The sequence below is a fragment of the bacterium genome, assembly GCA_024742285.1.
Taxonomy (GTDB): Bacteria; Myxococcota_A; UBA9160; order UBA9160; family UBA4427; genus UBA4427.
In genome coordinates this window covers 368,561-393,861 of the sequence record JANSYR010000003.1, presented here as the reverse complement: position 1 = coordinate 393,861, position 25,301 = coordinate 368,561, and the positions used below count along the sequence as shown (strand labels likewise).

Annotated in this window: 19 protein-coding genes; 7 read left to right on the top strand and 12 right to left on the bottom strand. The window is 68.8% G+C overall.

The window, feature by feature from the left end; genetic code table 11:
• Positions 1–22: 22 nt before the first annotated feature.
• The 5 genes from NXI30_08200 to NXI30_08180 all read right to left on the bottom strand — a co-directional run bounded on the left by NXI30_08200 (position 23) and on the right by NXI30_08180 (position 9,217).
• On the bottom strand, positions 23–1,345 hold the full coding sequence (locus tag NXI30_08200; GenBank protein ID MCR9094184.1) for an ABC transporter substrate-binding protein: 1,323 nt from the start codon (positions 1,343–1,345) through the stop codon (positions 23–25).
• 295 nt (positions 1,346–1,640) lie between these two features.
• Complete coding sequence (locus NXI30_08195) at positions 1,641–3,878, bottom strand: nitrate reductase (protein MCR9094183.1); 2,238 nt, start codon at positions 3,876–3,878, stop codon at positions 1,641–1,643.
• Positions 3,879–3,960: 82 nt separating this feature from the next.
• Positions 3,961–5,646: a dimethyl sulfoxide reductase anchor subunit gene (locus tag NXI30_08190; protein MCR9094182.1), complete on the bottom strand. Its 1,686-nt coding sequence runs from the start codon at positions 5,644–5,646 to the stop codon at positions 3,961–3,963.
• Positions 5,643–8,546: a nitrite reductase large subunit NirB gene (gene nirB / locus NXI30_08185; GenBank protein MCR9094181.1), complete on the bottom strand. Its 2,904-nt coding sequence runs from the start codon at positions 8,544–8,546 to the stop codon at positions 5,643–5,645. The genes NXI30_08190 and nirB overlap by 4 nt, the downstream gene beginning before the upstream one ends.
• A 269-nt stretch (positions 8,547–8,815) precedes the next feature.
• A complete protein-coding gene (locus tag NXI30_08180; GenBank protein ID MCR9094180.1) occupies positions 8,816–9,217 on the bottom strand; it encodes a globin domain-containing protein in 402 nt (133 codons plus the stop codon).
• A gap of 615 nt (positions 9,218–9,832) precedes the next feature.
• Here NXI30_08180 and NXI30_08175 point away from each other — a divergent pair.
• From NXI30_08175 to NXI30_08160, 4 genes are all read left to right on the top strand, one after another.
• On the top strand, positions 9,833–11,824 hold the full coding sequence (locus tag NXI30_08175; protein ID MCR9094179.1) for an FAD-dependent oxidoreductase: 1,992 nt from the start codon (positions 9,833–9,835) through the stop codon (positions 11,822–11,824).
• Between the two features lie 73 nt (positions 11,825–11,897).
• Complete coding sequence (locus tag NXI30_08170; GenBank protein MCR9094178.1) at positions 11,898–13,244, top strand: cytochrome c3 family protein; 1,347 nt, start codon at positions 11,898–11,900, stop codon at positions 13,242–13,244.
• Positions 13,241–13,825, top strand: coding sequence for a DUF3365 domain-containing protein (locus tag NXI30_08165; protein MCR9094177.1), 585 nt, complete (start codon positions 13,241–13,243; stop codon positions 13,823–13,825). The genes NXI30_08170 and NXI30_08165 overlap by 4 nt, the downstream gene beginning before the upstream one ends.
• Positions 13,822–14,292: a c-type cytochrome gene (locus NXI30_08160; protein ID MCR9094176.1), complete on the top strand. Its 471-nt coding sequence runs from the start codon at positions 13,822–13,824 to the stop codon at positions 14,290–14,292. The genes NXI30_08165 and NXI30_08160 overlap by 4 nt, the downstream gene beginning before the upstream one ends.
• 20 nt (positions 14,293–14,312) lie before the next feature.
• Here NXI30_08160 and NXI30_08155 read toward each other — a convergent pair whose 3' ends face one another.
• The 3 genes from NXI30_08155 to NXI30_08145 form a co-directional block, all read right to left on the bottom strand.
• Positions 14,313–14,753: a DUF3237 domain-containing protein gene (locus tag NXI30_08155; GenBank protein MCR9094175.1), complete on the bottom strand. Its 441-nt coding sequence runs from the start codon at positions 14,751–14,753 to the stop codon at positions 14,313–14,315.
• Between the two features lie 1,333 nt (positions 14,754–16,086).
• Positions 16,087–17,814, bottom strand: coding sequence for a wax ester/triacylglycerol synthase family O-acyltransferase (locus NXI30_08150; GenBank protein ID MCR9094174.1), 1,728 nt, complete (start codon positions 17,812–17,814; stop codon positions 16,087–16,089).
• 185 nt (positions 17,815–17,999) lie between these two features.
• Entirely contained in the window at positions 18,000–18,995 is a 996-nt protein-coding gene (locus NXI30_08145) for a DUF523 and DUF1722 domain-containing protein (GenBank protein MCR9094173.1), read from the bottom strand.
• A gap of 67 nt (positions 18,996–19,062) precedes the next feature.
• Here NXI30_08145 and NXI30_08140 point away from each other — a divergent pair, with 67 nt between their 5' ends.
• Positions 19,063–19,521, top strand: coding sequence for an SRPBCC family protein (locus tag NXI30_08140; protein ID MCR9094172.1), 459 nt, complete (start codon positions 19,063–19,065; stop codon positions 19,519–19,521).
• Here NXI30_08140 and NXI30_08135 read toward each other — a convergent pair.
• From NXI30_08135 to NXI30_08125, 3 genes are read right to left on the bottom strand one after another with little or no spacing between them, the layout of a single operon-like run.
• Positions 19,518–20,924, bottom strand: coding sequence for a DNA photolyase family protein (locus NXI30_08135; GenBank protein ID MCR9094171.1), 1,407 nt, complete (start codon positions 20,922–20,924; stop codon positions 19,518–19,520). The genes NXI30_08140 and NXI30_08135 overlap by 4 nt on opposite strands.
• A gap of 3 nt (positions 20,925–20,927) precedes the next feature.
• Positions 20,928–21,914, bottom strand: a complete 987-nt coding sequence (locus NXI30_08130; GenBank protein MCR9094170.1) for an NAD(P)-binding protein — start codon at positions 21,912–21,914, stop codon at positions 20,928–20,930.
• On the bottom strand, positions 21,911–22,825 hold the full coding sequence (locus NXI30_08125; protein MCR9094169.1) for a MerR family transcriptional regulator: 915 nt from the start codon (positions 22,823–22,825) through the stop codon (positions 21,911–21,913). Before NXI30_08125 ends, NXI30_08130 begins: the two co-directional genes overlap by 4 nt.
• A 153-nt stretch (positions 22,826–22,978) precedes the next feature.
• On the opposite strand from NXI30_08125, the gene NXI30_08120 reads away from it, so the two are divergent.
• Positions 22,979–24,238 carry a sigma-70 family RNA polymerase sigma factor gene (locus tag NXI30_08120; GenBank protein MCR9094168.1) on the top strand — a complete coding sequence of 420 codons (1,260 nt, stop codon included), beginning with the start codon at positions 22,979–22,981 and terminating at the stop codon, positions 24,236–24,238.
• Positions 24,239–24,242: 4 nt separating this feature from the next.
• The gene (locus NXI30_08115; protein ID MCR9094167.1) at positions 24,243–24,668 is read left to right on the top strand and encodes a DUF393 domain-containing protein; all 426 of its coding nucleotides are present in this window, start codon (positions 24,243–24,245) and stop codon (positions 24,666–24,668) included.
• A gap of 4 nt (positions 24,669–24,672) precedes the next feature.
• Here NXI30_08115 and NXI30_08110 read toward each other — a convergent pair whose 3' ends face one another.
• On the bottom strand, positions 24,673–25,230 hold the full coding sequence (locus tag NXI30_08110) for a SelL-related redox protein (protein MCR9094166.1): 558 nt from the start codon (positions 25,228–25,230) through the stop codon (positions 24,673–24,675).
• Positions 25,231–25,301 lie beyond the last annotated feature (71 nt).

The following is a 25,301-nucleotide window of genomic DNA, read 5'->3' as shown; positions in this document are numbered from 1 at the left end:
GGGTGGGGGCGGGGATCCGCCCCTAGCGCGCGGCCGTCTCGGGACTGCCCTGGTTGCCGATCTCGAACTTCGAGAGGTACTCGTTGGGCTTGCGACCGTCGTAGACGATCCCGTCGATGAACCCCGGGTCGGGATCCTTGTAGCCGTCGGTCTCGGGCACCTCGCTCGCGGAGAGGTGCCCCTCGGCGAGGAGCATCTTCGCGGCCGCCATGTAGATGTCGGGGCGGTAGACCTTCTTCGCCATCTCGTCGTACCACGCGTCCGGCTTCGCCTCGGAGATCTGGCCCCAGCGCCGCATCTGCGTGAGGAACCAGACCGCGTCGCTGTAGAAGGGATAGGTCGCGTCGTATCGGAAGAAGACGTTGAAGTCGGGCATGTCCCGCTTGTCGCCACGGGCGTATTCGAAGGTGCCGGTCATGCTCGCGGCGATGACCTCTTCGTCCGCCCCGACGTACTCGCTCTTGGACAGGATCTTCACCGCCTGCTTGCGGTTCTCGAGACTCCCGTCGAGCCACTTGCCGGCCCGGATCAGCGCCTTGGTCACGGCGATCGCGGTGTTCGGGTACTGCTCGGCCCAGTCGCGGGTGATGCCGAAGACCTTCTCCGGGTTGTTCTTCCAGATTTCGTAGTTCGTGACGACCGGGACGCCGATCTTCTTGAACACCGCCTGCTGGTTCCAGGGCTCGCCGACGCAATATCCCTGGATCGTCCCCTGATCGAGGGTCGCGGGCATCTGCGGGGGTGGGGTCACCGACAGGAGAACGTCCGCGTCGGTGGTCCCGGTCGTGTCCGCGGGCGTGTAGAAGCCGGGGCTGATACCCGACGCGGCGAGCCAGTAGCGAAGCTCGTAGTTGTGGGTCGAGACCGGGAAGACCATCCCCATGCGGAGGGGCTCGCCGAGCTCCTTCGCGTCCTCGACGATCGGCTTCAGCGCGTCGGCGCTGATCGGATGGACGGGCTTCGGGACGGCGAGCCCGGGGTCGACGGACTTCATCTCCTCCCAGATCGCGTTGGAGACCGTGATGCCGTTGCCGTTCAAGTCCATGCTGAACGGCGTGATCACGTCTGCCTTCGTTCCGATTCCGACGGTCGCGCCGATCGGCTGCCCGGAGAGCATGTGGGCTCCGTCGAGCTCGCCGCTGATCACGCGGTCGAGGAGGATCTTCCAGTTCGCTTGCGCCTCGAGAGTGACGAAGAGCCCTTCGTCCTCGAAGTACCCGAGCTCCTTCGCGATCACGAGGGCCGCGCAGTCGGTCAGCTTGATGAAGCCGAACTTGAGCTCGTCCTTCTCGAGCTCGAGCTCCGCGGATGAGGCGGGGAGAGCAAGGGAGAGAACGAGCAGCAGCGAGAGAACGAATGCGAAGGTTCTCGATCGCCGGTTGGGGGTGCCGTGTTCGGTCAGCGTCACGGTTTGGGCCTTTCGTCATCAGGGCGGTTCGAAGCGCGAGGACGCCGCCATGGTCTTCAAGATCGATGCCAACACGAGCGTCGCGCCTGAAGCGACGCGCCTGGGCGGCCGGCGACTCGTTCCGGCACGGATCACCTCAAGCAAAACGACGTGGGTCGCATCGGTCGCAAGACGGATCGGACGGTCGCGTCTCTTCTGCCGCGTCGTTGGGCACGTCGCGGTCAGGGATGCATCAGTCGACGGCGGTGGCGGGCTCGATGCAGACGGCGGCGTGCTTGTAGCTCGGCTGATGCGAGTAGGGATCGAAGGACGCATGGGTCAGTCGATTCGTGCGAGCATCGTGCATCGCGAGGAAGACCGAACCGCGAGGGACCACGGTCGTCACGCGAGCGCGCACCACGAGCCGATCCCGTCGCGACGCCACGGCGACCCGGTCACCGGTCGCGATCCCGGCCCGTGACGCATCGTCGGGATGGATCTCGAGTTGGCTCTCGGCGGGCGCGAGCTTGCGAAGGGTCGGAGATTTCCCGGTTCGCGTCTCCGTGTGCCACTGTGCGGAGGAGCCGCGGCCGGTCAGGAGGACCAGCGGGAATGCCTCGTCGGTCGGCTCGGCCACGGCACGAGGCGCTTCGAAGATGAACCTGGCCCGGCCGTCCTCGTGGAAGAACCGACCGTCCGCGAAGAGTCGGCGTTCCTGCTCGGGCATCGCGCCGTCCACCGTCGCGGACTCGGGCACGGGCCACTGCATGCCGCCCGATTCCTCGAGCATTCGGTAGCCCTCGATTCCCGAGATGTCGCAGGGGCGTCCGCGCGAGAGCGTCCGCATCAGGTCGAAGACGTCCTCGGGCGTCTTCCAACGCTCGAAGAGATCGTCGCAACCCGCGGCGTTCGCGACCAGGCGGAAGATCTGAAAGTCGGCGAGCGCCTCCCCCGGCGCCCTCCGCACCTTTCGGATGCGGCCGACCCGGCGTTCGGAGTTGATGAACGTGCCGTCCTTCTCGCCCCAACCCGCCGCGGGAAGGACGAGATCGGCCATCTCCGCCGTCTCGGTCGACGCGTACATGTCCTGGACGACCAGGAAGTCGAGCTTCTCCCGCAGCTCCCGGAAATCGTTCTGGTCGATCCACGAGTGCGCGGAATTCGTCGCCACGATCCAGAGCCCGCGAATCCGTCCTTCGCGCACTGCTTCCAGGATCTCGTCGTAGGCGAGACTCCGCTCGCTCGGAATGCGCTCGACGGGAATGTCCAGCAGACGGGCGACGTCGGCGCGATCCGTCTCGCACGTGAAGTCACGTCCCCCGAGCAGGTTCGTCGTATTGCTGAAGAGGCGGGACCCCATCGCGTTGCATTGGCCCGTGATCGAGTTCGCGCCGGTTCCGGGTCGGCCGATGTTGCCCGTCAGGAGCGCGAGGTCGATGAGCGACTGGGCGACCCGCACCCCCTCGTGACTCTGGTTGACTCCCATCGTCCACCAGAACGAGACCCGCTCGCCCTCCGCGATCGTGTCGACCAGACGCGCGAACGCGGACGCGTCGATCCCCGTCTCCGCCAGCACGCGGTCTTCGTCGAAAGCCGCGACGAAATCGGCGAACGCCTCGAAGCCCGTCGTGTGCGCAGCGACGAACGCCTCGTCGACGCAGCCGCGCTCGATCAGTGCCTTCGCCAGCCCGTAGAAGAGCACGAGATCGGACTTGGGCCTGAGCGGCACGTGCTGTGTTGCCGCCTCCGCGGTCTCCGTCCGGCGCGGGTCGACGACGATGATCCGGGGATCGTGGGGGTTGCGACAGATTCGCTCCCAGAGGATCGGGTGGGCGATACAGAGATTCGAGCCGACCAGGACGAGGACGTCGGAGTCCTCGAAGTCCTGATACGAGTAGGGTGGCGCGTCGAACCCGAACGACTCCTTGTACGAGACGACCGCCGTCGCCATGCATTGCCGCGTGTTGCCGTCTCCGTGCACCATACCGAGGCCGAACTTGGAGAGGGCTCCGAGGAACGCGAGCTCCTCCGTCGGCATCTGGCCCGTGCCCAGGAAGGCGAACGCCGCGTCCCCATGTGCCTGCTGGACGCCACGGACTCCTTCCGTGAAGTGCCTCATCGCTTCCGGCCAGGTCGTTGGCGCGAGGCTTCCGTCGTCCGTCCGCACCAGCGGCTGCGTCGCGCGGTCGTCCGCGTCGAGGGGCGACAGGACCTCCCAGCCCTTCGGACACGCCATCCCGCGATTGACCGGGTAGTCCGGGTCCGGACTGACGTTGCAGGCTACGCCATCGCGAAGGTGGAGCTTCAGGCCGCAGCCCGTCGAGCAGAAGCCGCAGACCGATCGGGCCACCGCGTCCGGCGCGAGACGAGACGGCACCTGGCCGAGTCCGAAACGACCGGGCTTGCGCACGAGCTCCTGAGTGAGCGGTCCCTCGTGGTTGCGAACGAGCTTCGCGAGCGCGTCCGCGTTCTTTCGCCATCGCGAAGTCATCGATCCGTCCCCCTCGATCGCCATCGCGAAGTCATCGATCCGTCCCCCTCGATCGCCAGGCCGCCGACATCACCGCTCCGCCCTACCCCGCTCCCGGCATGGAAGGCATCGCCTCCGCCTGGAAGAAGAGGCGCCGTTCGAGGACGTCGGAGAAGATCCCGAGCGCGAATGTGGCCACCGCCACCGCGAGCACGGCGCCCCCCGAGCCGGCGACGAGACCGAAGAGCAGGAGGAGCGGCCCGCCGAAACCGGCGACGGCGAGCGTGACCCGTCTCGCGGAGGCGGTCCGGCGGAGGGGGCCCTGCAGCAGTCGTCGCGAACGATCGAAGGCGCGAATCGAGGCGCGGGTTCTCGCCTCGAGCAACGCCCCCGATTCGAGATTCCCTCGCAACGCCGTGATGCCGATCAACGACAGGGCGAGAGCGGCCTGGGCGGCCGTAGGAGAGCCGGCGGCCGTGACCGCACCCGCGGCCAACCCCACTTGAACCGCCGCAACACCCGCCCAGACCGCCGACCCCGCGAAACGCAACGTGGTCCGACCGAGCGTCCAGAAGGGACGTCGAGTCGCCGCGTAGATCTGCGCTGAACAGAAGAGACCGAGCGCCCCGACCCACGCGGTGCTCCAGGCAAGAGGCAGACGCGCGAGCGACGACAGCCGGCCGAGGACGGAGGCGTCCCCGAGGCCCGCCGCATCGACCCACGCCCCGACCACGAGGGCGACGAGGACGCCGGCGAACGCGCCGAGCACCACGATCTCGCGACTCATCCAGGAGGTCCGGAGACCGAGGACCGCGCGGAAGGCCCACTGGGGACGACCGAGATGTGCGACGCTCGCCGCCAGGCCGGGCATGGCGACCGCCAGCGCGAGGGTCGGCACGACGACCGCGGCCCCGGGCGCCGAACCGCTCACGAACGATTGCAGGAGCGCGTCCCCCCAGACCGCGCCGATCGCCGCCTGCGTCAGGACGAGCATGATCGCCAACGGCATGTGCGCCGAGTTGGGTTCGACGTGAATCGCGTCCGCGGCATCGACTCCGATCGCCGTCTCCCGCGTCGAGACGTAGCGCGTAGAGGGCTGCGTCCAGCTCGAGGGCGGCATCGCCCCTTCCACGACGTGCAGGAGCGCCGCGTCTTCTTCCGGCGGCGAGACCGGGACGACCGCGATCGAGATCGCCCCGTTCGGGCAGCCCTGGACGCAGGCCGGCGCCTCGCCCTCGGCCAGCCGCGAGTGGCACATGTCGCACTTGCGGACGATCCCCAGGCGATCCGACCAGGTCGGTACGTCGTAGGGACACATCAGCTGGCAGTAGCGACAACCGATGCACTGATCGTCGAGATGGCGGACGATCCCCGTCGTCGGATCCTTCTCGTAGGCCCGGACGGGGCACCCCTCGAGACAGCCGGGCTCGGCGCAGTGATGACAAGCGGCCGTGACGGTCTGCTGTCGTTCGACGGACTCCGAGATCGCCCCGGTCTCGACGAGACCGACCTTGCGCCAGGTCTCGTCGGGCTCCAGTCCGTTCAGGTTGTGGCAGGCGGTGACGCAGGCCTTGCAACCGGTGCACGCGTCGAGGTCGACGCGGAACGAGAGCTGCTCGCCCGCGCCCGGAGTCCCGGACGGGAGCAACGACTCGTAGCGTCCGTTCGCCTCGGGCGATTCGTCGTGCAGCGACGAGAACACCTCCACCGCCGTCAGCGTCTGCTGCTCCTCCAGGAGCAGCTCCACGAGGTTCGGGGTGGCGGCGTCCCATTCCGCCTCGGCGCTCACGACGGGGGTTCCTCGGCCAGGGCGGGCGGCAGCTTCACGAAGAGGACGTCGTCCCGTACCTCGACCGGATACGTGTCCACGCAGAAGTTCGGATCCGACAGCCCCTTGCCGTTCTGGAGCGAGAACGTCTTCTTGTGGAGCGGGCAGGCGACCTTCGGCTCTTCCCCGTCCGAGCCGACGAGACCACGCGCGAGGACCATGTCCCCCTGATGCGGACAGCGGTTCTCCGTCGCGTAGTAGGCGTCGCGCCCGGCGTGGTGGAAGACCGCGAGCTGGCCGCCCGGGGCCCGCATGGCGCGTCCGGAGTCGCGCGGAATCGTGTCCGCGTCTCCGAGCGGAACCCACGTCCACTCGTCCTCGGGCACGGCGGCCGCGTTCGACTCTTCCTCGGCCGGCGCTTCCTCGGTCTTCCAGTCCTCGGGTCGCTTCTGACCGCGCTCCTCGATGAAGCGAAGCGACGGATCGGGTCCGTCCTCGTTCGCGAAGTGCGTGAACATCTTCTGGCGCTCGGGGTCTTCGACGACGCCCTTCCACTCGCACTGATAGGTCGCGACGAGCGCCGCCATGTCCTTCTCGAGGCTCTCGCAGATTCCCAGCTTGTCCTCGACCAGGATCGCCTGGAGCTCGGGAAGCCCCCCCTCGAGTCGCTCGAACCAGCGGGCCGTCCGCTCGAGCGGATTGGCGGTGTGGATGTAGTACATGAACCAGCGATCGATCAGCTGGATGGCCTCGTCCTCGCTCAGGTCGGTGGCGAAGAGGTCCGCGTGCCGCGGCGTCGATCCCCCGTTGCCGTTGAGGTAGAGGTTCCAGCCGTTCTCCGTCGCGATCAGACCGAAGTCCTTGCTCTGGGCCTCGGCACACTCACGCACGCACCCGGAGACAGCGCTCTTCACCTTGTGTGGCGCGCGGATCCCGCGGTAGCGCTCCTCGACGCGGATCGCGAAGCCCGTCGAGTCCTGGACGCCGAAGCGGCACCACGACGATCCGACGCAGCTCTTCACCGTTCGGAGCGCCTTGCCATAGGCATGACCACTCTCGAACCCGGCCTCGACGAGCTCGCGCCAGATCCCGGGAAGCTGATCGACGCGCGCTCCGAGCAGGTCGATCCGCTGACCGCCGGTGATCTTGCAGTAGAGGTCGTACTTCTTGGCCACCTCGCCGAGGACGACGAGCTTCTCGGGCGTGATCTCGCCGCCGGGTACGCGTGGGATCACGCTGTAGGTCCCGCCTCGCTGGATGTTCGCCAGGAAGCGATCGTTCGTGTCCTGGATGTTCGCGTGGTTCAGGATCGGGTCGTTCCAGGTGCTCGCCAGGATCGACGCCACCGCCGGCCGACACACTTCGCAGCCACTTCCCGTTCCATGATTCACGAGGACCGCGTCGAAGGACTCGAGCCGATTGATCTTGATGATCTGGAAGAGCTCCTGCCGCGAGTAGGCGAAGTGCTCGCAGAGGCTCCTGTCGACGGTGATCCCGGCGCGCTCGAGCTCGGCCTCGAGCACGTTCTTCACGATCGGCAGACAGCCGCCGCAGCCCGTCCCGGCCTTCGTGCAGGCCTTGAGCTCGGGCAGCGTGGTCAGCTCCTGATCCCGGATCGCCGCGACGATGTCGCCCTTGTCGACGTTGTTGCACGAACAGATCTGGGCTTCGTCCGGGAGATCGGTCGCGTCGGAGGCTGCGTCCGGGACGCCGGTCAGGAGCTGATGCGGGCGGGGCGGGACCGGCGCCTGGCTCCGAGTCGCCTGGAGGAGACTCATGTAGGGACTGGCATCGCCCACCAGGATGCCGCCGAGGAGACGCTCGCCATCCGCGCTCACGACGAGCTTCTGATAGACACCCGCGACCGAGTCCTCGATCACGACCTTGCGCGCAGCGACGCCCTCCTCGTCCGCGAAGGGATCGCCGAAGCTCGCCACGTCGACGCCGAGCAGCTTGAGCTTCGTCGAGAGGTCGGCGCCCTCGAACTCGACGTCTTCGCCGGTGAAGCGTTGCGCGAGGATGCGCGCCATGTCGTAGCCCGGCGCGACGAGCCCGTAGATCGTGCCCTCGTGGAGCGCACACTCGCCGATCGCGAAGATGTGCTCGTCGTCCGTCACGAGCCCCCGATCGACGAGGACACCCCCTCGCTCTCCGACGGTCAGGCCACAGGAACGGGCGAGGTCGTCCCGCGCCTTGATCCCCGCGGAGATGATCACCATGTCGACGTCGAGCTCGCGATCTCCCGGCAGGACCAGCGAGCCGACCGCGTCGCCACCCCGGACTTCCTGAGCGCCACTCTCGACGTGGACGAAGACGCCGAGGGATTCGATCGCCCGGCGCAGCAATCGACCGCCGGAATCGTCGACCTGGCGCGGCATCAGGCGGCCCCCGTGTTCGAGGACATGGGTCTCGAGACCCATGTCCACCGCTGCCTTGGCCGCCTCGAGGCCGAGCAGCCCACCCCCGATCACGGCGGCCCGGGTCGTCTCCTCACGCGCTGCCCACGCGGCCATCGCCTCGAGATCCTCGATCGTGCGGTAGACGAAGACGCCCTCCTTCTCCGTGCCCGGAATCGGAGGAATGAAGGGGATGGAGCCGGTGGCGAGCACGAGCCGGTCGTAGGGGCGGACCGTGCCCGAAACGCATCGGACCTGACGGGCCTCACGGTCGATCTCGTGGACCGCGTCGTCGAGGAGGAGCTCGACGCCCTGCTCCGCGTACCACTCGGGGGTCGCGAGGGCGAGGTCCTCGGCCGTCTTGCCGTCGAAGAACGCGCTCAAGCCGACGCGGTCATAGGCGGGGCGAGGCTCTTCGGCGATCACGGTCAGCTGGAAGCGACCCTCACCGTCTCGTTCGAGCAGCTCCTCGCAGAAGCGATGCCCCACCATTCCATTGCCAACGACGACGATTCTCTCGGTCACGGTCTCGAGTTCCTCTTCCTACGGACTTGCTACGGAGAAGCGGGCTGGTTTCGGCGCATGACGAGCCGTACCGACGCCACCGGGCGCGCCGTGCTCTCTCACGGCCGGTCCACACCACTGCGCTCACGGAGTTCAAGAAGCGTGCCGAGGCGAAACGTGCGGCGGCGGGCGCGGGCGGGCCACTTCCGGCCCGCATCGCGAAGAACCGCTCGAGGAACGCCCAGTCGTTGACCAGCCCGTGCCCGAGTGCGACGCAACCCGTGGCGACGTCACCGTGACAACATCACCGAGGACACCGCGGTGTAGGTGTGGGCCCAGGCGAGCTCCGCCTCGTCGGTGAACTCGTCGCCCAGCGCGGTGCTCAAAGTGTCGATCAGCACTTCTCCGACGACGGGATAGTGATCCTCTTCGGCGCCGTAGTCGTCGTGGCGCTCTCCGAGCTCGATCAGGGCCGGCACGATCTCGTCGATCTTGTCCATGTTGTTCACGGCGATGCCGATCATCTGCATGAGCTTTCGCCCCTGGTCCTTCATGTCGCCCGTGAACAGGGGCTTCACGGCGGGGGCCGTTTCGAAGAGCTTCCCGTAGAAGAGCGCGGCCGCCGCATCGGGGTCCGCGGAGGCCTTGCTCCAGGTCTCGCGTACGAGTTCGATCTCTCGGTCGGTGAACATTCCGGATTCTCCTGGGTGGATGGGTGACGAATCGTTCGGGTTCCACGCGATCCGTATCCAACTCCCGTGCCAAGTTTTTCTCGGAACCTTTGCGTCCCGCTCGATACAACTGCTTCCAAGCTCGACCCGTCCGGGTCGACGGCGGCTCGACCGTCGCAGGAAGGGCCTCATCGAAGTACGCGCTCGTTGCTCAACGGTTGATCGCTCGAACGGCTTCGATCGGACGATTTTCGTGCCGTAGCGCGCCGATCTGGTTCGATGCGAACCCGTCCTGCCCGTCAGAGCGACGCCGCCGCCGCGCGACTGAGCACGCGCGAGCATGGCCGGGCGGACGCGATCCCCGGCCCGTCCGGAGAGCGCGGTGCGCCGCCTCTTCGAGCGGGATCCCGCACGAAATCGACGCCCCGCCGCGTATCGTCGACCGGACTTCTCCGAGTCGTCCCGATCGAGTTGGCCTGAGACTTGAAATGGCGAACTCCGCCAGCTCATGCTCGGATCGTGGTGGGTCCGGCATGACGACAAGGAGCAGGGACGGGAGGCGTTCGCGTCGCAAGGGTGGTCGCGAACGCCTCCCAACTCGCCTGGCTGGCATCGCGGCACGGAGAACCCCGGCCCATGTGGCGACGGAGCGAGAAGAAGCGAGGGACCCGCAAGCCGCACGCCCCCGTCGAACGCGAATCGCTCGTCGTCGTCGGCGGCGGGATGACCGCCTTCCACTTCATCGAATCGCTGATCAGTCGCAGCGCCGCCGAGTACCTCGAGATCACGCTGATCACCGAAGAGGCGTCGCCTCCCTACGACCGCATCCATCTGGAGCGGGTCGTCGCCGGAGGTCTCACCCCGGTCTTTCGTGAAGCCGACTGGTACGCGTCCCGTGACGTGCGACTCGTCCTGAAGGATCGCGTCACGCGAGTCGACCGCGCCGAAGCGCACGTCGAGACGGAATCCGGCGAGCGAATTCCGTACGACCATCTGGTCCTGGCCACGGGAAGCCGTGCCTTCCTTCCGCCGGTCGAGGGGAGCGAACACCCGGACGTCATGACCTACCGCGACGCCGGCGACGCCGAACGGATCGCTCATGAAGCCCGCCGCGCGTCCCACGTCACGATCATCGGCGGCGGCTTGCTCGGGCTCGAGCTCGCCCACGGCGTCCGCGAGAAGGACTGCGAAGTCGACGTCGTCGAGATGGCACCGCGACTCCTGCCCAAGCAGCTCGACGTGGACGGTGCCGCGATCCTGGAAGGGAAGATCCGCAGCCTCGGGATCGGCCTGCGCCTCTTCACGGGAACGAACCGGATCACCGAGACCGACGACGGCCTCGCCGTGGAGCTCGGCTCCGGAGAGACCCTGCAGACCGATCTCGTCGTCTTCGCCGTCGGCACCCGCCCCCGCGACGAGCTCGCCCGCGAGGCGGACCTCGAATGCCATTCGGGGGGCGGCGTCCAGGTCGACGACGAGCTCCGCACGAAGGATCCGAAGATCTTCGCGATCGGCGAGGTCGCGCGACACGAGGGTCGCCTCTTCGGATTCGTCGCGCCGTGTTATGCAATGGCAGGCGCGCTGGCGGAGCGTTTCGGGAGCGGCACCGGGAGCTTCGTAGGCGGAACCGCCAGCGCTCGTCTCAAGGTACCGGGCGTCGAGGTCGCTGCCGTCGGGGAGTCCCTGGCGGACGGTACCCTCGTCCGCGAGCTCGTCTGGAAGTCGAAGGACAGCTACCGCCGACTCGTCCTGCGAAACGGGCGACTCGTCGGCGCGATCGCCGTCGGTCCGTCGAGCGAGTTTCCCGACCTCCAGGAAGCCATCGCGCGCGATGCGAAGGTGACCATGGCGCAGGAGCGACGCTTCCTCGAGCGGGGGAAGCTCTTCCGCGGCGAGAACGCCCGACCGATCGAGACCTGGCACGACGAAGCGATCGTCTGCACCTGCACCGGCGTAGATTGCGGAACGCTCCGCGAAGCCTGGACCGACGGTTGCCACTCCAGCGCGATGCTGATGGAAGCGACCGGGGCCGGCAGCGGCTGCGGATCCTGCCAGCCGATCCTCGCGGAGCTCGCCGGCGAGGTGAGCGTCGGTCGACGCGTCGGCGCCGGAAGCGCACTCGCCTGGATCGCCGGGGCGAGCCTGACCGCGATCGCTCTGGGGACGTGGTTGGGCCCGGTCCCGATGTCTACGTCGGTCCTGGACACGCCCGAGATCGACTTCCTCTGGCGCGACGGATTCTGGAAGCAGGCGAGCGGCTACGCCCTCGTCGCGGTGATGGCGGTCGCGTTCCTGCTCCCGCTCCGCGACCGGATCCCCGTCCTGAAGCGCAGCACCGTTCGCTCCGCGCGCATCCTCCACACGTCGGTCGGACTGGCGACGATCCTGCTCGGTGCGGTCCACACCGGTCTGCGACTCGGCGCCAACCTGAACGCGATGCTGATGAGCGCCGTGCTCGGCCTGCTCGTACTCGGCACGTTCTCGGCCTTCGCGACGAGTCTCGAACACCGGCTTCCTCCGCAGCTCGGCAGCGTTCTGCGGCGCGGCTGGCGGGGCGCACACGTAGCCCTCGTCTGGCCGCTGCCGCTCCTCCTCTGCTTCCACGTCCTCGCGGTCTACGTCTACTGAGGACATCACGGGAGTCGAACGGGAAATCGGGGTGGCGAAGTTCGGTGTCTGGACAGGAGGGATCGCGACGATCGTGGGAGCAGCCGTGCTCGGAGGACTGATGTGGGCGCCGGAGGAGCTCGAGTCGATGCCGATCGACCGGACCGTCTTCCTGCCAGGGGAGACGACGGACGGGCACTACCAGATCGAGCTCGCCTGCGAGTCGTGCCACACGGACAAGTTCGCGGATCGGACGGCGATGCAGGAAGCCTGTGAAGGATGCCACTCGGCCGAGCTCACGAGGGTGGACGACTCGCATCCGCGCACCAAGTTCACCGATCCGCGCAACGCGGACCGGGTCGAGGTCCTCGACGCGAGGCTCTGCATCACCTGCCACCAGGAACACCGACCGGAGATCACGTCCTCGATGGGACTCAGCCTTCCCGGAGACTACTGCTACCGCTGCCACGAGAACGTGGGCGAAGAGCGGCCGACCCACGCGGAGCTGCCCTTCGACAGCTGCGCGAACACCGCCTGCCACAACTTCCACGACAACCGCTCCCTCTACGAGGACTACCTGGTCGAGCATCGCGCCGAGCCGGACTTCCGGCCGGTCGCGGAGGTGCGGTGGAAGCGGGCGCAGGGCGTCGCCGCGACCGTCGACCGCGCTCCGCTCGCGCTCGCGGAGCACGACGGACGAGCCGACGGCGCCGCAGGGGCGCGGGCCGCCGCGGAATGGGCGGGCAGCGCGCATGCCCGCGGCGGCGTGCAGTGCAGCGACTGTCATGCGGACGCGAGCGGCGGGTGGCAACAGGAAGTCGATCTCGTCGTCTGCCGGGACTGCCACACCCTGGAGGCCGAGGGCTTCCTCGCCAGCCGACACGGCATGCGGTTCGCCGAAGACCTTCCGCCGATGCGGCCCATGGAAGCGCGCCAACCGATGCAGGCGGAGGCGGCGGAGGCCACGCTCGACTGCAACGCCTGCCATGCGACCCACGTCTACGATCGACGCACCGCCGCGGCGGAATCCTGCCTCGGCTGTCACGCCGACGAGCACTCGCTCGCCTGGGAGGCCTCGCCCCACGCGGCGCTCTGGCGCGCCGAGCTCGCCGGGGCCGCGCCGGAAGGCAGCGGCGTGTCCTGCGCGACCTGCCACCTGCCCCGGACGCGACATCCCGCCGACGCGAAGCGCATGCGCGTCGATCACAACCAGAACGATCACCTGAGGCCCCGGGACAAGATGGTCCGGTCGTCCTGCATGGAGTGCCATGGCCTCGCCTTCTCCCTCGATTCGCTGGCAGACCCCGTTCTCGTCTCCACCAACTATCGCGGCCGACCGCCGCGAGAAGTCGAGAGCATCCACTTCGCCACCGTCCTGCGGTGGCAGCTCGAAGGTCGGACCCCACCGTGGGACGACGCGAACAAGAAAGACGAACGATGAAGTCGGTTTCGAAGACGATCGCCCGGGCGACGCTCACCGCGTGCCTCGGGCTCACGGCCTGTCAGCCCCCCGCGGAAGGCGGCGGCGGCGGGATCGAACCCAAGCTGATGGCAGACGCGCTGCACGCCGTCATGGAGTCCGACCGCACGGTCTACACGCGGAACGTCGTGAACCGCCTGGCGAAGGAACAGCAGGTGATCGCGGCGAGCGAACACTGGAAGGACGAGCCCGCCCTCCCGCTCCCGGCCCAGATGTTCCGCATGGGCGCCGAGATGGTCGCCGAGAAGGACGTCGGCTTCACGTACTCGCTGCTCTCGATGTGGCCCATCAACAAGCAGAACACCCCGCGTACCGACGTCGAGATCGCAGGGCTCGAGTTCGTGGCCTCGAACGAGGGACAGAACTTCTACGCCGAAGAGACCCTCGGCGGTCAGAAATACTTCACGGCGGTCTACGCCGATACGGCCGTCGCGCCGGCCTGCGTCTCCTGTCACAACGAACACAAGGACACGCCGAAGACGGACTTCGCCCTCGGCGACGTCATGGGCGGCGTCGTCCTCCGGATCCCAGTCGGATCATGACGTCACGAGGCGACGCCGCCGTCGCAGGAACGCTGCGCGCGGGCGCCGCCGTGCTCGCGATCGTCGCGCTGGCGGCGGGTTGCTCGGAGCCCGCGGAGCCGGAGAGCGACGGGTTCGTCATGCTCGTCGAGCCCTCGGAGATGCCCGAGGGACCGCCGCTCCCCGACTCGAGCCTCTGGGAGACGCCGCTGGCGGACCCGGAGCTCGAGTCGGGACGCGTGGTGTGGACCGGCACCTGCATCCAGTGTCACTCGACCGGTCTCGGCGGCGCGCCGCTGATCGGCAACCGGGATCTCTGGGGCCCCCGGATCGAGCAGGGTCTCGACGTGCTCGTGGGCCACGCCACGAACGGGTTCTACGGCAAGGTCGGCGAGATGCCGGCTCGAGGCGGGAACGCCGCACTCAGTGACGACGAGGTCCGGTTCGCCGTCCGTTTCATGGCGACCCGCGTCGAGCCCAGCCTCTGACCCATGCGACGAGACTTCGCCTAACGCACCTCGAAGATCTGCGGATAGGTCACCGTCATCTCCTCGCCGTCGAAGTAGCCCTTGGCCACGGCCTGGACGTGGTTGAGCCAGGCGAGCTCGGGCACGCCGGTCCTGAAGCGCGGGCAGGTATAGGCGTATCCCGTCTCGAGATTCGTCCGGCCCGTGTACTCGACGAAGATCAGGCCGCCCTCCGTCGTCTGCAGCGTGAGGCGAACGTCGACACAGGCCGTCCCGTCGGGCGCCACGTCGAGCCAATCGGCCGCCGTGCGGCCATGTTGGTGCGCCGTGAACCGGTCCCCCTCCCAGGTCGACGAAGCGATCTCGCCGATCATGAGACTGCCCTGCGGCGTGTTCTCGAGGATCGAGGTCTGGCTGACCTGCAGGGTCGCGGAACAAAGGGGGACGAGCTCGAGGGGCTCGAAGGGGTCGGGCAGGCTCATGACGGGGCTCCGGGCGCTGCGGAAGTCCGCGTTCGGGACGACCTGGACCCGGAGACTCTATCGGAGATCGAGATCAGTCGAGCTCGCCGGCGCTCGGACGGGCGCCCTACCCTGTCTGCATGCCGCGAACGGAACCGCCTCCCGTCCCGAACCGCGCGAGAACGAGCGCGGGCGCCGTGTGGATGGGCGTCGCCCTCGTCTTCGCGGCCTGCGCGGGGCCGCCGGACTCGGATCCGACGCACCGCTCGCCGACGACGGACTGCGTTCCGGACTTCCCCGATCGGAGCGGGTGGTACGGCGGCGACGGCGCCTTCTCGATCCCGCTCTCGGACGGACCGGAGAGAGCGAGTCTCTGGCTCTTCGGCGACAGCTTCGTCGAACGAGAGGAAGCGCCCGGCCGCCGGGCCTATCCGTTCGTCGCGAACAGCCTCGCCCGCTCGACGTGTTCTCCGGAGGGCTTCCGGCTCGAGCGCTTCGGACGCCACGATGCGGAGGGCGCCCCTCTCCCGTTCTTCTCCCCGCCGGCGGATGCGGCCTGGGTCGTCCGCGCGAAGCGCGAGACGGGCCGAGATCCCTGGTACTGGCCCTTCGGTGGCCTCCTTCTCGACGGCGAACTCCACGTCGCGTTGATGCGGATCGTGGCCGCGCCGCCGCGCGGTCGGCGACGGCTTCCCTTCGATGCGGTCGGGATGGACGTGGCCCGGATCCCGAACCCGGAGGCGCCGCCCTCGGCCTGGCGGATCGCGATCGCGCCGCTCGGTGAGGACGGACTGCTCCTCCCGGCGGGCGGGTTCGTCGAGGAAGCCGGATACGTCGTGACGTTCGCGTTCTTCGACCGCGCGGCGGGCTCGGAAGGGCTGGCCCTGGTCCGCTGGCCGCGCGCGGCCTTCCGCGGCGAGGCGGGGGCGCCAGGAGAAGCGCGCGAGACCCTCGGCCGAGACGGGCTTTGGCATCGTTCCCTCGACCCTTCCCGGGCCGCGATCCTCCTCCCGGATACGGCGACCGAGCTGAGCCTGCACTTCGACGCGTCGATGGAGGCGTGGATCGCGGTGACCCTGCCCCCGGCGACGATCGAAGGAGATCGCCCGATCGCGCTTCGCGTACGCCACGCTCGCGCCGTCACGGGGCCGTGGACGCGCGCGGTCGAAGTCGAGGTCGGACAGCGCCCCGAGGTGGCCCCCGGTCCCGGCAAGGTCTTCTGCTATGCGGGCAAGGCGCACCCACAGATCTCGCCCGCGAGCACGCTGCGCGCCACCTACGTCTGCAACCTGTTCGCGCCGACGGCCGAAGACGATCTGGCGACGCTGCGACAGCTCGCCGAGAGCCCCGCGCTCTACCGACCGATGGCCGTCGAGATTCCGACCTCCTCCATCTCGGACGCCGCCGCGATCGACGAATCCTCGGCGTCGGAGCCCTCCCCTTCGACGTCACCCGCCTCGGGCCCGTCCACGAGCGCAATCGGCTTGGGCACCTCGGACGGAGCCTCCTCGACCTCGGGGACATCGGAGGCGTCGGAGGGGTCGGAGGCGTCGGAGGCCTCCGGCGCCGCCTCGGCCACCGGCGCCTCGACCGACTCCGACTCGGAGCGGGCCGCCGCTTCCGGCGCGGCGGTCCGTCGGCCCAGGTAGCGGTCGACCGTCGCCTGCCGAAGCGCCTCGAAGGACGCCGCGATGTCGTCGACCAGGGAGCCGAGATCCGGAACCAGCTCGAAGTCTCCGTTGAATCCCCAACAGAGCTTGCCTTCGTAGCTGAAGAGCGCGACGCCGAGCCCCCCACCCGGAATCAGCGGGACGACGGGATACATCGCGAGCAGCCTCGCCCCGGCCAGATAGAGCGGGAACTGGGGCCCCGGCACGTTGGTGACGATCGCGTTCACCGGACCGGAGCTCGAGATCGCCGGCAGGGCGCGCTCGAGGATCGGCCCGGGGATCCACTCTGCGAGATCCATGATCGTCTCGACCGCGAGCGAAGCGTTCGACGACTTCAGGACTTCCGTCGTCTCCTGGATCGCCTCCACCTGCTCGATCGGATCTTCGACGGAGAGCGGAAGCGGGACGACCCAGCTCGAGACGTGATTGCCCTGGATCCGGTCGTGCTCGGGGCGCCGTGTGCTGACCGGCGCCGAGATCCGGAAGTCGAGCTCGCGCACGTCCATGCGGCGGCGGAACAGGTAGCGCCGAAGCGCCCCGGTCACGGTCGCGAGCACGACGTCGTTGATCGTGCACCCGAGCTCCCGCCGCAGCTCCTTCACGTCGTCGAGCGGCATCGTCAGCCAGTCGAGGCGGCGATGCGGCCCGAGCTCGCCGTTGATCGGCGTGGGCGATGCCCCCGACGTGACCTGACCCGCCATCTCCGAGAAGGCACGGAAGCGATCCGACGCGGTCGTGCTGCTCATCTCGGTGGCCGCCCTCTGGGCCGGAGAGCTGGTCGCCTGAGCGATCCAGTCGCGCGCCAGAGAGAGCGGTCGCCGCACGGTCTCGGAGAGCGCATCCCCCAGCAGCTCGCTGCGCGTGGGCGCCGGCCGCGGCATGTACGGGATCGACGGGCCGTCTTCGACCTTCGGCGACGGCGACATCAGAACCTGCGAGAGGTCCGCCCCTGCGGCCCCGTCGATCATGCAGTGGTGGATCTTGTTCAGGATCGCGAACTGCTCACCACCCTCGACGCCCTCGATGACCCAGACCTCCCACAAGGCGTGTCGACGGTCGAGACGTCTCGAGTTGATCCGCGCGGCGATCTCCTTGAGCTGCGCCTGGGTGCCCGGTCGGGGCAGCGCGATGTGGCGGATGTGGTGCGCGATGTCGAAGTTCCGATCGTCCACCCAGACGGGCCACCGCTCGAACGGGGTCCACTCGATCTTCTGCCGATAGCGGGGGATCCAGTGGAGGCGCGATTCGGCCTGGTCGCGGTAGCGGTCGATGTCGACGCCGCCGTCCTCTCGCTGGAGCGGGCCGATCTCGAAGAGCGCGAGGGCCCCGACGTGCATCGGTTGATTGGGCGTCTCCGCCCAGAGGAAGCCCGCGTCCTGCGCGGAGAGTCGTTCGAACCCGTATCTCGCCATCCCATCGCCTCCCGTTCCGGCTACGAGAAAGGAGAAGAGCAAGATGGGTGCCAGCCCGAAGACGGCCCGGAGCAGCACGACGCCGCACAGGGGCGAGCATGTGCCCGCGGCCTGCTCAAGGAATCAGCGCGTCCTGCCCGCGGACGGGTCACGCGCGGCGACGCCACGGCGCCGCCGCCGCGGGATCACACGTGATTGCGGAGCATCATCTCGCGCGGGTGCGGCTCCAGGTAGAGCTGCCCACCGACGTAATCGGCGTCGTGCGAGGCGACGAGGAACCGGAGCAGGGTGACCGGGACCACCAGCGGAACGCGCCCGGATCGATAGTCCTGGATCGCGACACCGATCTCCTTCTTGTCGCCGGGACTGAGCGCATGCTTCAGGTGACCGAACAGATGTTCGAGCACGTTCACGTGCCGGCCGACCGAGGCGGGCCGCCGAATCGCCGCGAGGAAGGTCGCTTCGTAGTCGCGGTAGACCTCTTCGTCCGGCACCCGCCCGAAGCTCCCCACGATTCGACCGAGGGTCCGATAGCGCGCCTCGTCGTGCGCGAGCAGCAGCATCTTGTGCGCCTCGTGAAAGGCCACGAGGTCTCGTCGGCTGAGGCCGCGCTTCACCAGGATCCGCCAGCGATTGTGACTGAAGAGCGCCTCGATGAACCCTTCGCGCAGGCGGGCATCATTGAGCCGCCCTTCTTCTTCGACGGGAAGCTCCGGGCAGGTGTCGACGACGACCCGGGAGAAGTGCCCGATCCCCGTTCGGACGGCCTGCCCCTTCTGCGCAGGCCGAACCTTGCCCCGGAACACGCCGCAAGACGGGGAGTCCTTCTTGAAGACGAACCCGTCGAGACCTTCGTCGAGGAGCTCCGCGACCCGAGGACCCGCGTACCGGGCCATCTCGTCGGTCACGTCCGAGCCGTCCTTGCTGACGATCAGCCGATCTCCGCGCTCGCCGCCGACGAGCGTGATCGCCGGGCGTGGCAGGCCGAGCCCCGCCTCGAGCTCGGGGCAGACCGGACGCCACTCGACGTGCGCTCCGAGAACGTCGGTCACGTAGCGGTCCCGCTTGTGTCCGCCGTCGAAGCGGACCTCGGCGCCGAGCAGGCAGGCGGACACCCCGACCCGCACCGGCTCGTTCTCGTCGTGCCATCGCTGCCAGACGGGAAGCGCGTCGTCGCTCACGGAGGTCCTCCCTCGAAGGGGCGGCGCGGTTGTCGCCCCACCCCTGAAGACTAGTGTCCTGCGCCTGATGATCTACACCCTGGAGACCGACCAGACCCTCCCGCGTCCCCTCGACGACGTCTTCCCGTTCTTCGCCGACGCGGGCAACCTCGAAGCGATCACGCCCCCCGAGCTCCGCTTCACGATCGAGACGCCACGGCCGATCGAGATGCGCGTGGGCGCGTTGATCGAGTATCGCCTGACCCTCTACGGCGTGCGATTCAGCTGGCTGACCGAGATCAGCGTCTGGGAGCCCGGCGTTCGCTTCGTCGACCAGCAGATCCTGGGACCCTTCGCCCTCTGGCACCACGAGCACCGCTTCACGGCGCAGGGCGAGCGCTCGACCCGGATCCAGGACACCGTCCACTATGCCCTCCCCCTCGATCCGATCGGGCGAATCGCGCACCCCCTCGTGCGCAAGCAGCTCGATCGCATCTTCGACCATCGGACGGCACAGGTCGACGTGCTCCTCGGCGAACCCGACTAGCTCGCGCTCGCACGCGCCGCCTTGTAGACGTCGAGAGCGCGCTTGCGCGCTTCGTCATGGGCGACGATCGGCGCCGGATAGTCCGCGGGCGGCGTCCCCGCGCGCCAGGGCGCGTGCACGTGCCGCGTGTCGACGCCTTCGAGCTCCGGGATCCACTGGCGGACGTAGCGACCCTCCGGGTCCCAGCGCTCTCCCTGCTTCGTCGGATTGAAGATCCGGAAATAGGGCTGGGGGTCGGTTCCCGTCGAGGCGGCCCACTGCCAACCGCCGCTGTTGGACGCGGGGTCCCCATCGACCAGGTGGTCCATGAAGAAGCGCGCGCCCCGCCGCCAATCGATCAGCAGATCCTTCGTCAGGAAGCTCGCGACGATCATGCGCACCCGGTTGTGCATCCAACCGGTCGCGACGAGCTGGCGCATCCCCGCGTCGACGATCGGGTAGCCGGTTCTTCCCTCGCACCAGGCCGCGAAGCCCTCGGGATCGTCCTGCCACTGGAGACCGTCGTATTCCGGTCGGAAGTTCCGCGTCGTGACCTCGGGCCGGTTCGCCAGGACCGCGGCGTAGAACTCCCGCCAGACCAGCTCGTCGAGCCACTTCTCGACGCCTTCCCGATCCTGGGGATTCTCTTCGGCGTGGGCGAGGCCGGCGGCGAAGCAGCGCCGGGCCGAGATCACGCCGAAACGGAGATAGGCCGAGAGCCGCGCAGTGCCATCCACCGCCGGGACGTCCCGATCCGTCGCATAGCGACCGACGCGGCTCTCCAGAAACTGTGTCAGGCGGCGCCGGGCCGCGGCCTCACCGACCGCCGGACCGACGCGGGGCGACGTCGGCTCGACGAGCTTCGAGATCGCGTCCTCGACGGCACGACGCTCGACTCCGATCGGCCGCTTCGGAAGGCGGAGTCGCGGCGCGGGCCAGCGCGGCGCGGCCTCCCAGGCGGCCCACCAGGCACGGCGGTAGGGGGAGTAGATCGAGTGGGGGCCGCCCTTCTTCGTCAGGATCTCCCCGGGACCGAAGACCGTGTGATCGCGGATCGCGAGAACCTCCCGCCCGTCGGCTTCGAGGGCAGTCCGAACCGCCTCGTCCCGCCAACGCGCGCGAAGCGTATCCGCTTCGACGAAGCTGACGACCTGCACGCCGAGGCGCTTCGCCATCCGCGGCACCACCGTCTCGGGGTCGCCCTTCACCGTCGCGAGCGAGACGCCGCGCTTCTCGAGCGCCGCGCGGAGCGAAACGACGGAGTCGATCATGAACCGGTCGCGATTCCGCGTCAGCTTCGCGTCGAGCAGCACCGGATCGAGAACGAAGAGCGCGCCCCATTCTTCGACGCGATCGGCCAGGGCTTCGAGCGCGCCATGGTCTCGGAGCCGGAGATCGTTGCGGAACCAGTGGAGCCCGCGCATGGATCACCCGAGACCGTGAGCGGGCAGGATCACGTCGACGAGGTCCTCCGCCGATACGAAGGCGTCCTCGACCTCGTCGCCCCGCGTCCAGTCGCCGCAGACGCCGAGCCCGGCCTCCGCGTCGAAGAGCGTCTTCCCGTCGAGGGGATGCGCCGGCCGCGCGTAGAGCCAACGGTGGGTCCCGCGGTAGCGAACGGGCGGAAGCTCGACCCCGAGCGCCCGGGCGAACTCTTCCTCGAGGTGCGCACCGACGCTCGCCGATTCCCGCTCGACGTGGCGCTCGCTCCACTCGGCGTTCGAATGGACGACCCAACAGGACGCCTTCCCGCGCTCCGCCTTCGAGTCGTTTCGGGCCACCCAGGCGATCGACTCGCTCTCGACGAAAGCCCCGTCGAAGGCCACCGGAAGCGGTGCCTCGAAGGAGAGCATCGTCGCGTGGCACGGCCACATCCGGACGCCCGCGATCGCGGGTCCCAGGTTCGACGACGCGTCGATCAGCGGAAGCGCCTGCGCGGGCGGGACCGCGACGACCACGAGATCGAAGCCCTCGTACTCGAAGCCCGCGTCGCAGCGAAGCACCCAACGATTCTCGCGACGGCGCAGCGACGCGATCCGAACCCCGAAGGAGGCATCGATCTCGCCCAGGAGGTCCCGGACGACGGCGTTCATCTTCGGTGCACCGACGAAGCGGGGCTCGGCCTGCTCCTCGGCGACGACCCGCCCTTCGGCGAGCCGCACCACTTTCCCCGGCCAGAGCGCCGCCGCACCCGAGGCGACCCAGGTCTCCACCTGCGCACGGAAGCGCGGATCACGCGCGGTGAAGTACTGCGCGCCATGGTCGAACGCACCGAAGTCCGTGCGGCGCGTCGACATCCGACCGCCGGAGCCTCTCGCCTTGTCGAAGACCCGGATCTCGGCGCCCGCATCGTGGAGGCGGCGCGCTGCGCGCAGTCCTGCGAGTCCCGCACCGACGACGGCGACGCGTGTCATCGCGCACCCTCCCGATCCTGGCTTCGGCGCGCCTCGAGGACGAACGCTTCGAGGCGCTGATTGTGTTCGATCCGGTCGACCCCGGCGACGGGCGGACACCCGACGATGCCGCGGCCGCCGATCCAGAGTGCGACCCCGTCCGGCAGCGCGCGCCGCACGGTGCGCAGGATTGGCCCGACCTCCTCGGTCGGCGTCACGACGAATCCGAGGGCGAGCGCCTCCGCTCGAGCGTTCTTCGTCGCCTCCACGAGGTCGTCCACGGGGACGTCTGCCCCGACGAAGAGCGGTTGGGCGCCGAAGCTGCGCGCTGCGATCGCCGCCGCCAGGACGCCCAGATCGTGTCGCTCACCCTCCGGCGCAGCGAAGACGACCCTCGGACCGAGCGCGTCGACGGGCCCGTTCTCGACGGCCTCCACCAGGATGGATCGCAGGACGTTGGTGGCCCGATGCTCGGCGGCGACCGAGGTCAGGCCCTCGAGCCAGCGCTGTCCGATCTCGAAGGCGAGCGGCAACACCTCGTCGAAGGCGAAGCGCACCGGGTCGAGGGCGCGCGCGCGCTCCTCGAGGAGCACTCGCAGCTTTGGTGCATCCAGGGCGTCGACGGCAGCGATCATCTCGTCGAATCGCCCGGCCGGAACCGCCTCCCCATCGCCGAATCGTTCCCGGAGGGAATCCAGCTCCAACGTCGCGAGATCGCCGATCCTGTGACCGGCTTCCGTGGCCTTTCGTAGGAGGAGGAGACGTTCGACGTCGGTTTCGCTGTAGCGGCGGCTTCCCCCGTCGGTCCGCAGGGGCATCACGGCGCGATGGCGGGTCTCCCAGGCGCGCAGACGCTCGGGAGAGAGGCCGGTCATCCGGGTCACCACGCGCATGGGGTAGGTCGCGGTCGGGCTGTCACTCTCGGCGGACACGGCTTCTCCCAGCGCTCTGTACAGATTCGGTCACGTTGTTCCCCGTTGGGCCGTTACTATATCGGCTCAGTTCAATACTTGTACAGATTTTTTCTTTACAAACCGATGATCCTGGGAAACACTCACTCCGCGCCCAACGAACACGGAGCAGCCATGCCCGCCACCATCCCGTCCCCGACGACCCCGAGCGCCCTCCCCGCCGCCCCGGATGTCCTCCAGAGCTATCTCGACGACATCTACGACACGCCGGTCCTGGAAACCGGGACTCAGAAGGCGCTCTTCGAGGGGATGGAGCAGGCCGAAGCCGACCTTCGTGCGGCGCTGGCCCGGATCCCCGCGACGGCCACCGCGCTCCTCGAGCGCTGGAACGAGAAGCGGGCCCGCGGCCTCGTGACGGGCTCCCTCTCCCGCTTCCATCGGGACGGTCAGACGCGGGACGCGAACGGGCAGATCGACGCGGCGCTCACGAACGTCAGCAAGCGCGTGAAGGCGCTCGGGCGTGCCAAGGACGACGCGGCGCTGGGCCGAGCCCTGGACCGACTCGCCCAGGCGACCCTCGACGCCGAAATCGCGCTCCCTGTCTTGATGCAGATCCAGGACGAGCTCGGCACGAGCCGACGCCGGGACCTCTCCCGCGCGGATCGCAAGGTGCTCCGCGAGGCGGACGATGCCCGCGCCCAGCTGACGGATCTCAAGAACCGCTTCATCCGCCACAACCTCCGCCTGGTCATCCGCTCGGCGAAGGGCTTCCGGAACCGCGGCGTGCCCTTCCTCGACCTGATCCAGGAGGGCAACCTCGGACTGATCCGCGCCGTGGAGAAGTTCGACATCTCGCGCGGGTACAAGTTCTCGACCTACGCCGTGTGGTGGATCGAGCAGGCGCTGATCCGCGCGGTCGCGCAGCACTCGCGGACCGTCCGCGTGCCGAGCCCGGTCCTCGACCAGCAGCGCGCGCTCAAGCGACTCGAGGAAGCCCGCCGCGCCTTCTCGAGCGAAGAGCCGACGGTTTCGGAGCTCGCCGAGCGAATGGGCCTCGCACCCGAGGACGCCGCCGATCTCGAACGAAGCCTCGCCAGCGAGATCTCGACCCACGTCCCGGTCGCGGGCACCGACGACCTCTGGCTCGAGGACACCCTCGAAGCACCGGCGGACGAGGACCTCGATGCGGACCACGACGGCGCGGCCCTGCGACGGACCCTCGCCGAAGTCCTGCCCGCCCTCGACGATCGCGCGCGCGAGGTGATCGACGCGCGCTTCGGTCTCTCGGGCGAGCCCGCGGCGTCCCTGGCGCAGATCGGCGCGCGACTCGGGGTGAGCCGGGAGCGGGTGCGGCAGATCGAGCGCCGCGCCCTCGAGCAGCTTCGAGAGCACCCGGCTGCCGCGGCCCTCGGTGCCGAATTCGGCTGGAGCTAGCGCGTTGGCGGCGTCGGTTCTCCCCCAGCCCGAAGCCCAGCCGGTCGAGTGGCGCTTCCGCGTCTTCTTCGACGGCGCGTGCCCGCTGTGCAAGCGCGAGATCGACGTGGTTCGGCGCCTGGACGCAGGCGCCGGACGCGTCGACCTCGTGGATCTTTCGCTGCCCGGCTTCGACGCGACCGCGTACGGCCTGGAACAGGCCACGATCGAGGAGCGGATCCACGGGATGCTGCCGGACGGCACGATCGTGGAGGGAGTGGACGTGTTCATCCACCTCTACGAAGCCCTCGACCGCGGCTGGATCGTGCGGATCGCCCACGTCGGCCTGGTTCGCGCGGTACTCGACCGGCTCTACACCTGGTTCGCGCGGAATCGCCTGCGGCTGACCGGCCGCGCGCCGAAGACCTGTCCCGTCGAACCCGACGCCTAGCCGGTCAGTCCGTGGTCGCGGCGGAGACGATCGACGGGATCCGATCGAAGTCAGGGTGATCCGCCGCATGTCGCGGCTGGTGGGCCCAGATGATCTCTTTGTCCGCGACGGCGAAGACGCCCGGCATGCGCCAGATGTCCCCGCTACGCGGACCGTTCTCGTGGCCCTTGGCCCGCGCGCGTGAACGGGCGCCGAGAACCACTGCCGGCCCGAGCGCCTCGAGGAAGCTCGCGCGACGCACGCCGAAGCGCTCGTAGAATTCGAGATCGGGATCCGCGATGGCCCGGGCGTCGGGCCAGTAGCGGCGAAGGAAGGCGCGCCCTTCGGTGGCACTCCCCTGGAAGAAGAAGAGGACGTCCGGGTAGGCCTCGTCGGCCTCCGACGCCGCGCGAAGATCCGCCAGCGTCTCCCGGCAGAAGATGCAGCCGAAGTGACGCAGGAAGACGAGGAGCGACACCCGGTCACCGCTCGCCTCGAGCTGATCGCCCAGGGTCCCCGGCACGAGTCCGACGCCCGTGACCGGCGCCTCGAGACAGGCTGCATCGATCGGCCGTCCGGCCATGCTCTCCACTCCTCCGACGCGCCCCGGAGCGGCCGCGCGCGGCGAGACTCTAGCTCGCGGATTCGCTGGCC

Bases quoted from the DNA above. Each gene is read 5' to 3' on its own strand.
- NXI30_08175 (MCR9094179.1), top strand. From the start codon at position 9,833: ATGTGGCGACGGAGCGAGAAGAAGCGAGGGACCCGCAAGCCGCACGCC.
- NXI30_08165 (MCR9094177.1), top strand. From the start codon at position 13,241: ATGAAGTCGGTTTCGAAGACGATCGCCCGGGCGACGCTCACCGCGTGC.
- NXI30_08120 (MCR9094168.1), top strand. From the start codon at position 22,979: ATGCCCGCCACCATCCCGTCCCCGACGACCCCGAGCGCCCTCCCCGCC.
- NXI30_08180 (MCR9094180.1), bottom strand. From the start codon at position 9,217: ATGTTCACCGACCGAGAGATCGAACTCGTACGCGAGACCTGGAGCAAG.
- NXI30_08110 (MCR9094166.1), bottom strand. From the start codon at position 25,230: ATGGCCGGACGGCCGATCGATGCAGCCTGTCTCGAGGCGCCGGTCACG.
- NXI30_08140 (MCR9094172.1), top strand. From the start codon at position 19,063: ATGATCTACACCCTGGAGACCGACCAGACCCTCCCGCGTCCCCTCGAC.
- NXI30_08160 (MCR9094176.1), top strand. From the start codon at position 13,822: ATGACGTCACGAGGCGACGCCGCCGTCGCAGGAACGCTGCGCGCGGGC.
- NXI30_08150 (MCR9094174.1), bottom strand. From the start codon at position 17,814: ATGGCGAGATACGGGTTCGAACGACTCTCCGCGCAGGACGCGGGCTTC.
- NXI30_08130 (MCR9094170.1), bottom strand. From the start codon at position 21,914: ATGACACGCGTCGCCGTCGTCGGTGCGGGACTCGCAGGACTGCGCGCA.
- NXI30_08135 (MCR9094171.1), bottom strand. From the start codon at position 20,924: ATGCGCGGGCTCCACTGGTTCCGCAACGATCTCCGGCTCCGAGACCAT.
- NXI30_08155 (MCR9094175.1), bottom strand. From the start codon at position 14,753: ATGAGCCTGCCCGACCCCTTCGAGCCCCTCGAGCTCGTCCCCCTTTGT.
- NXI30_08195 (MCR9094183.1), bottom strand. From the start codon at position 3,878: ATGACTTCGCGATGGCGAAAGAACGCGGACGCGCTCGCGAAGCTCGTT.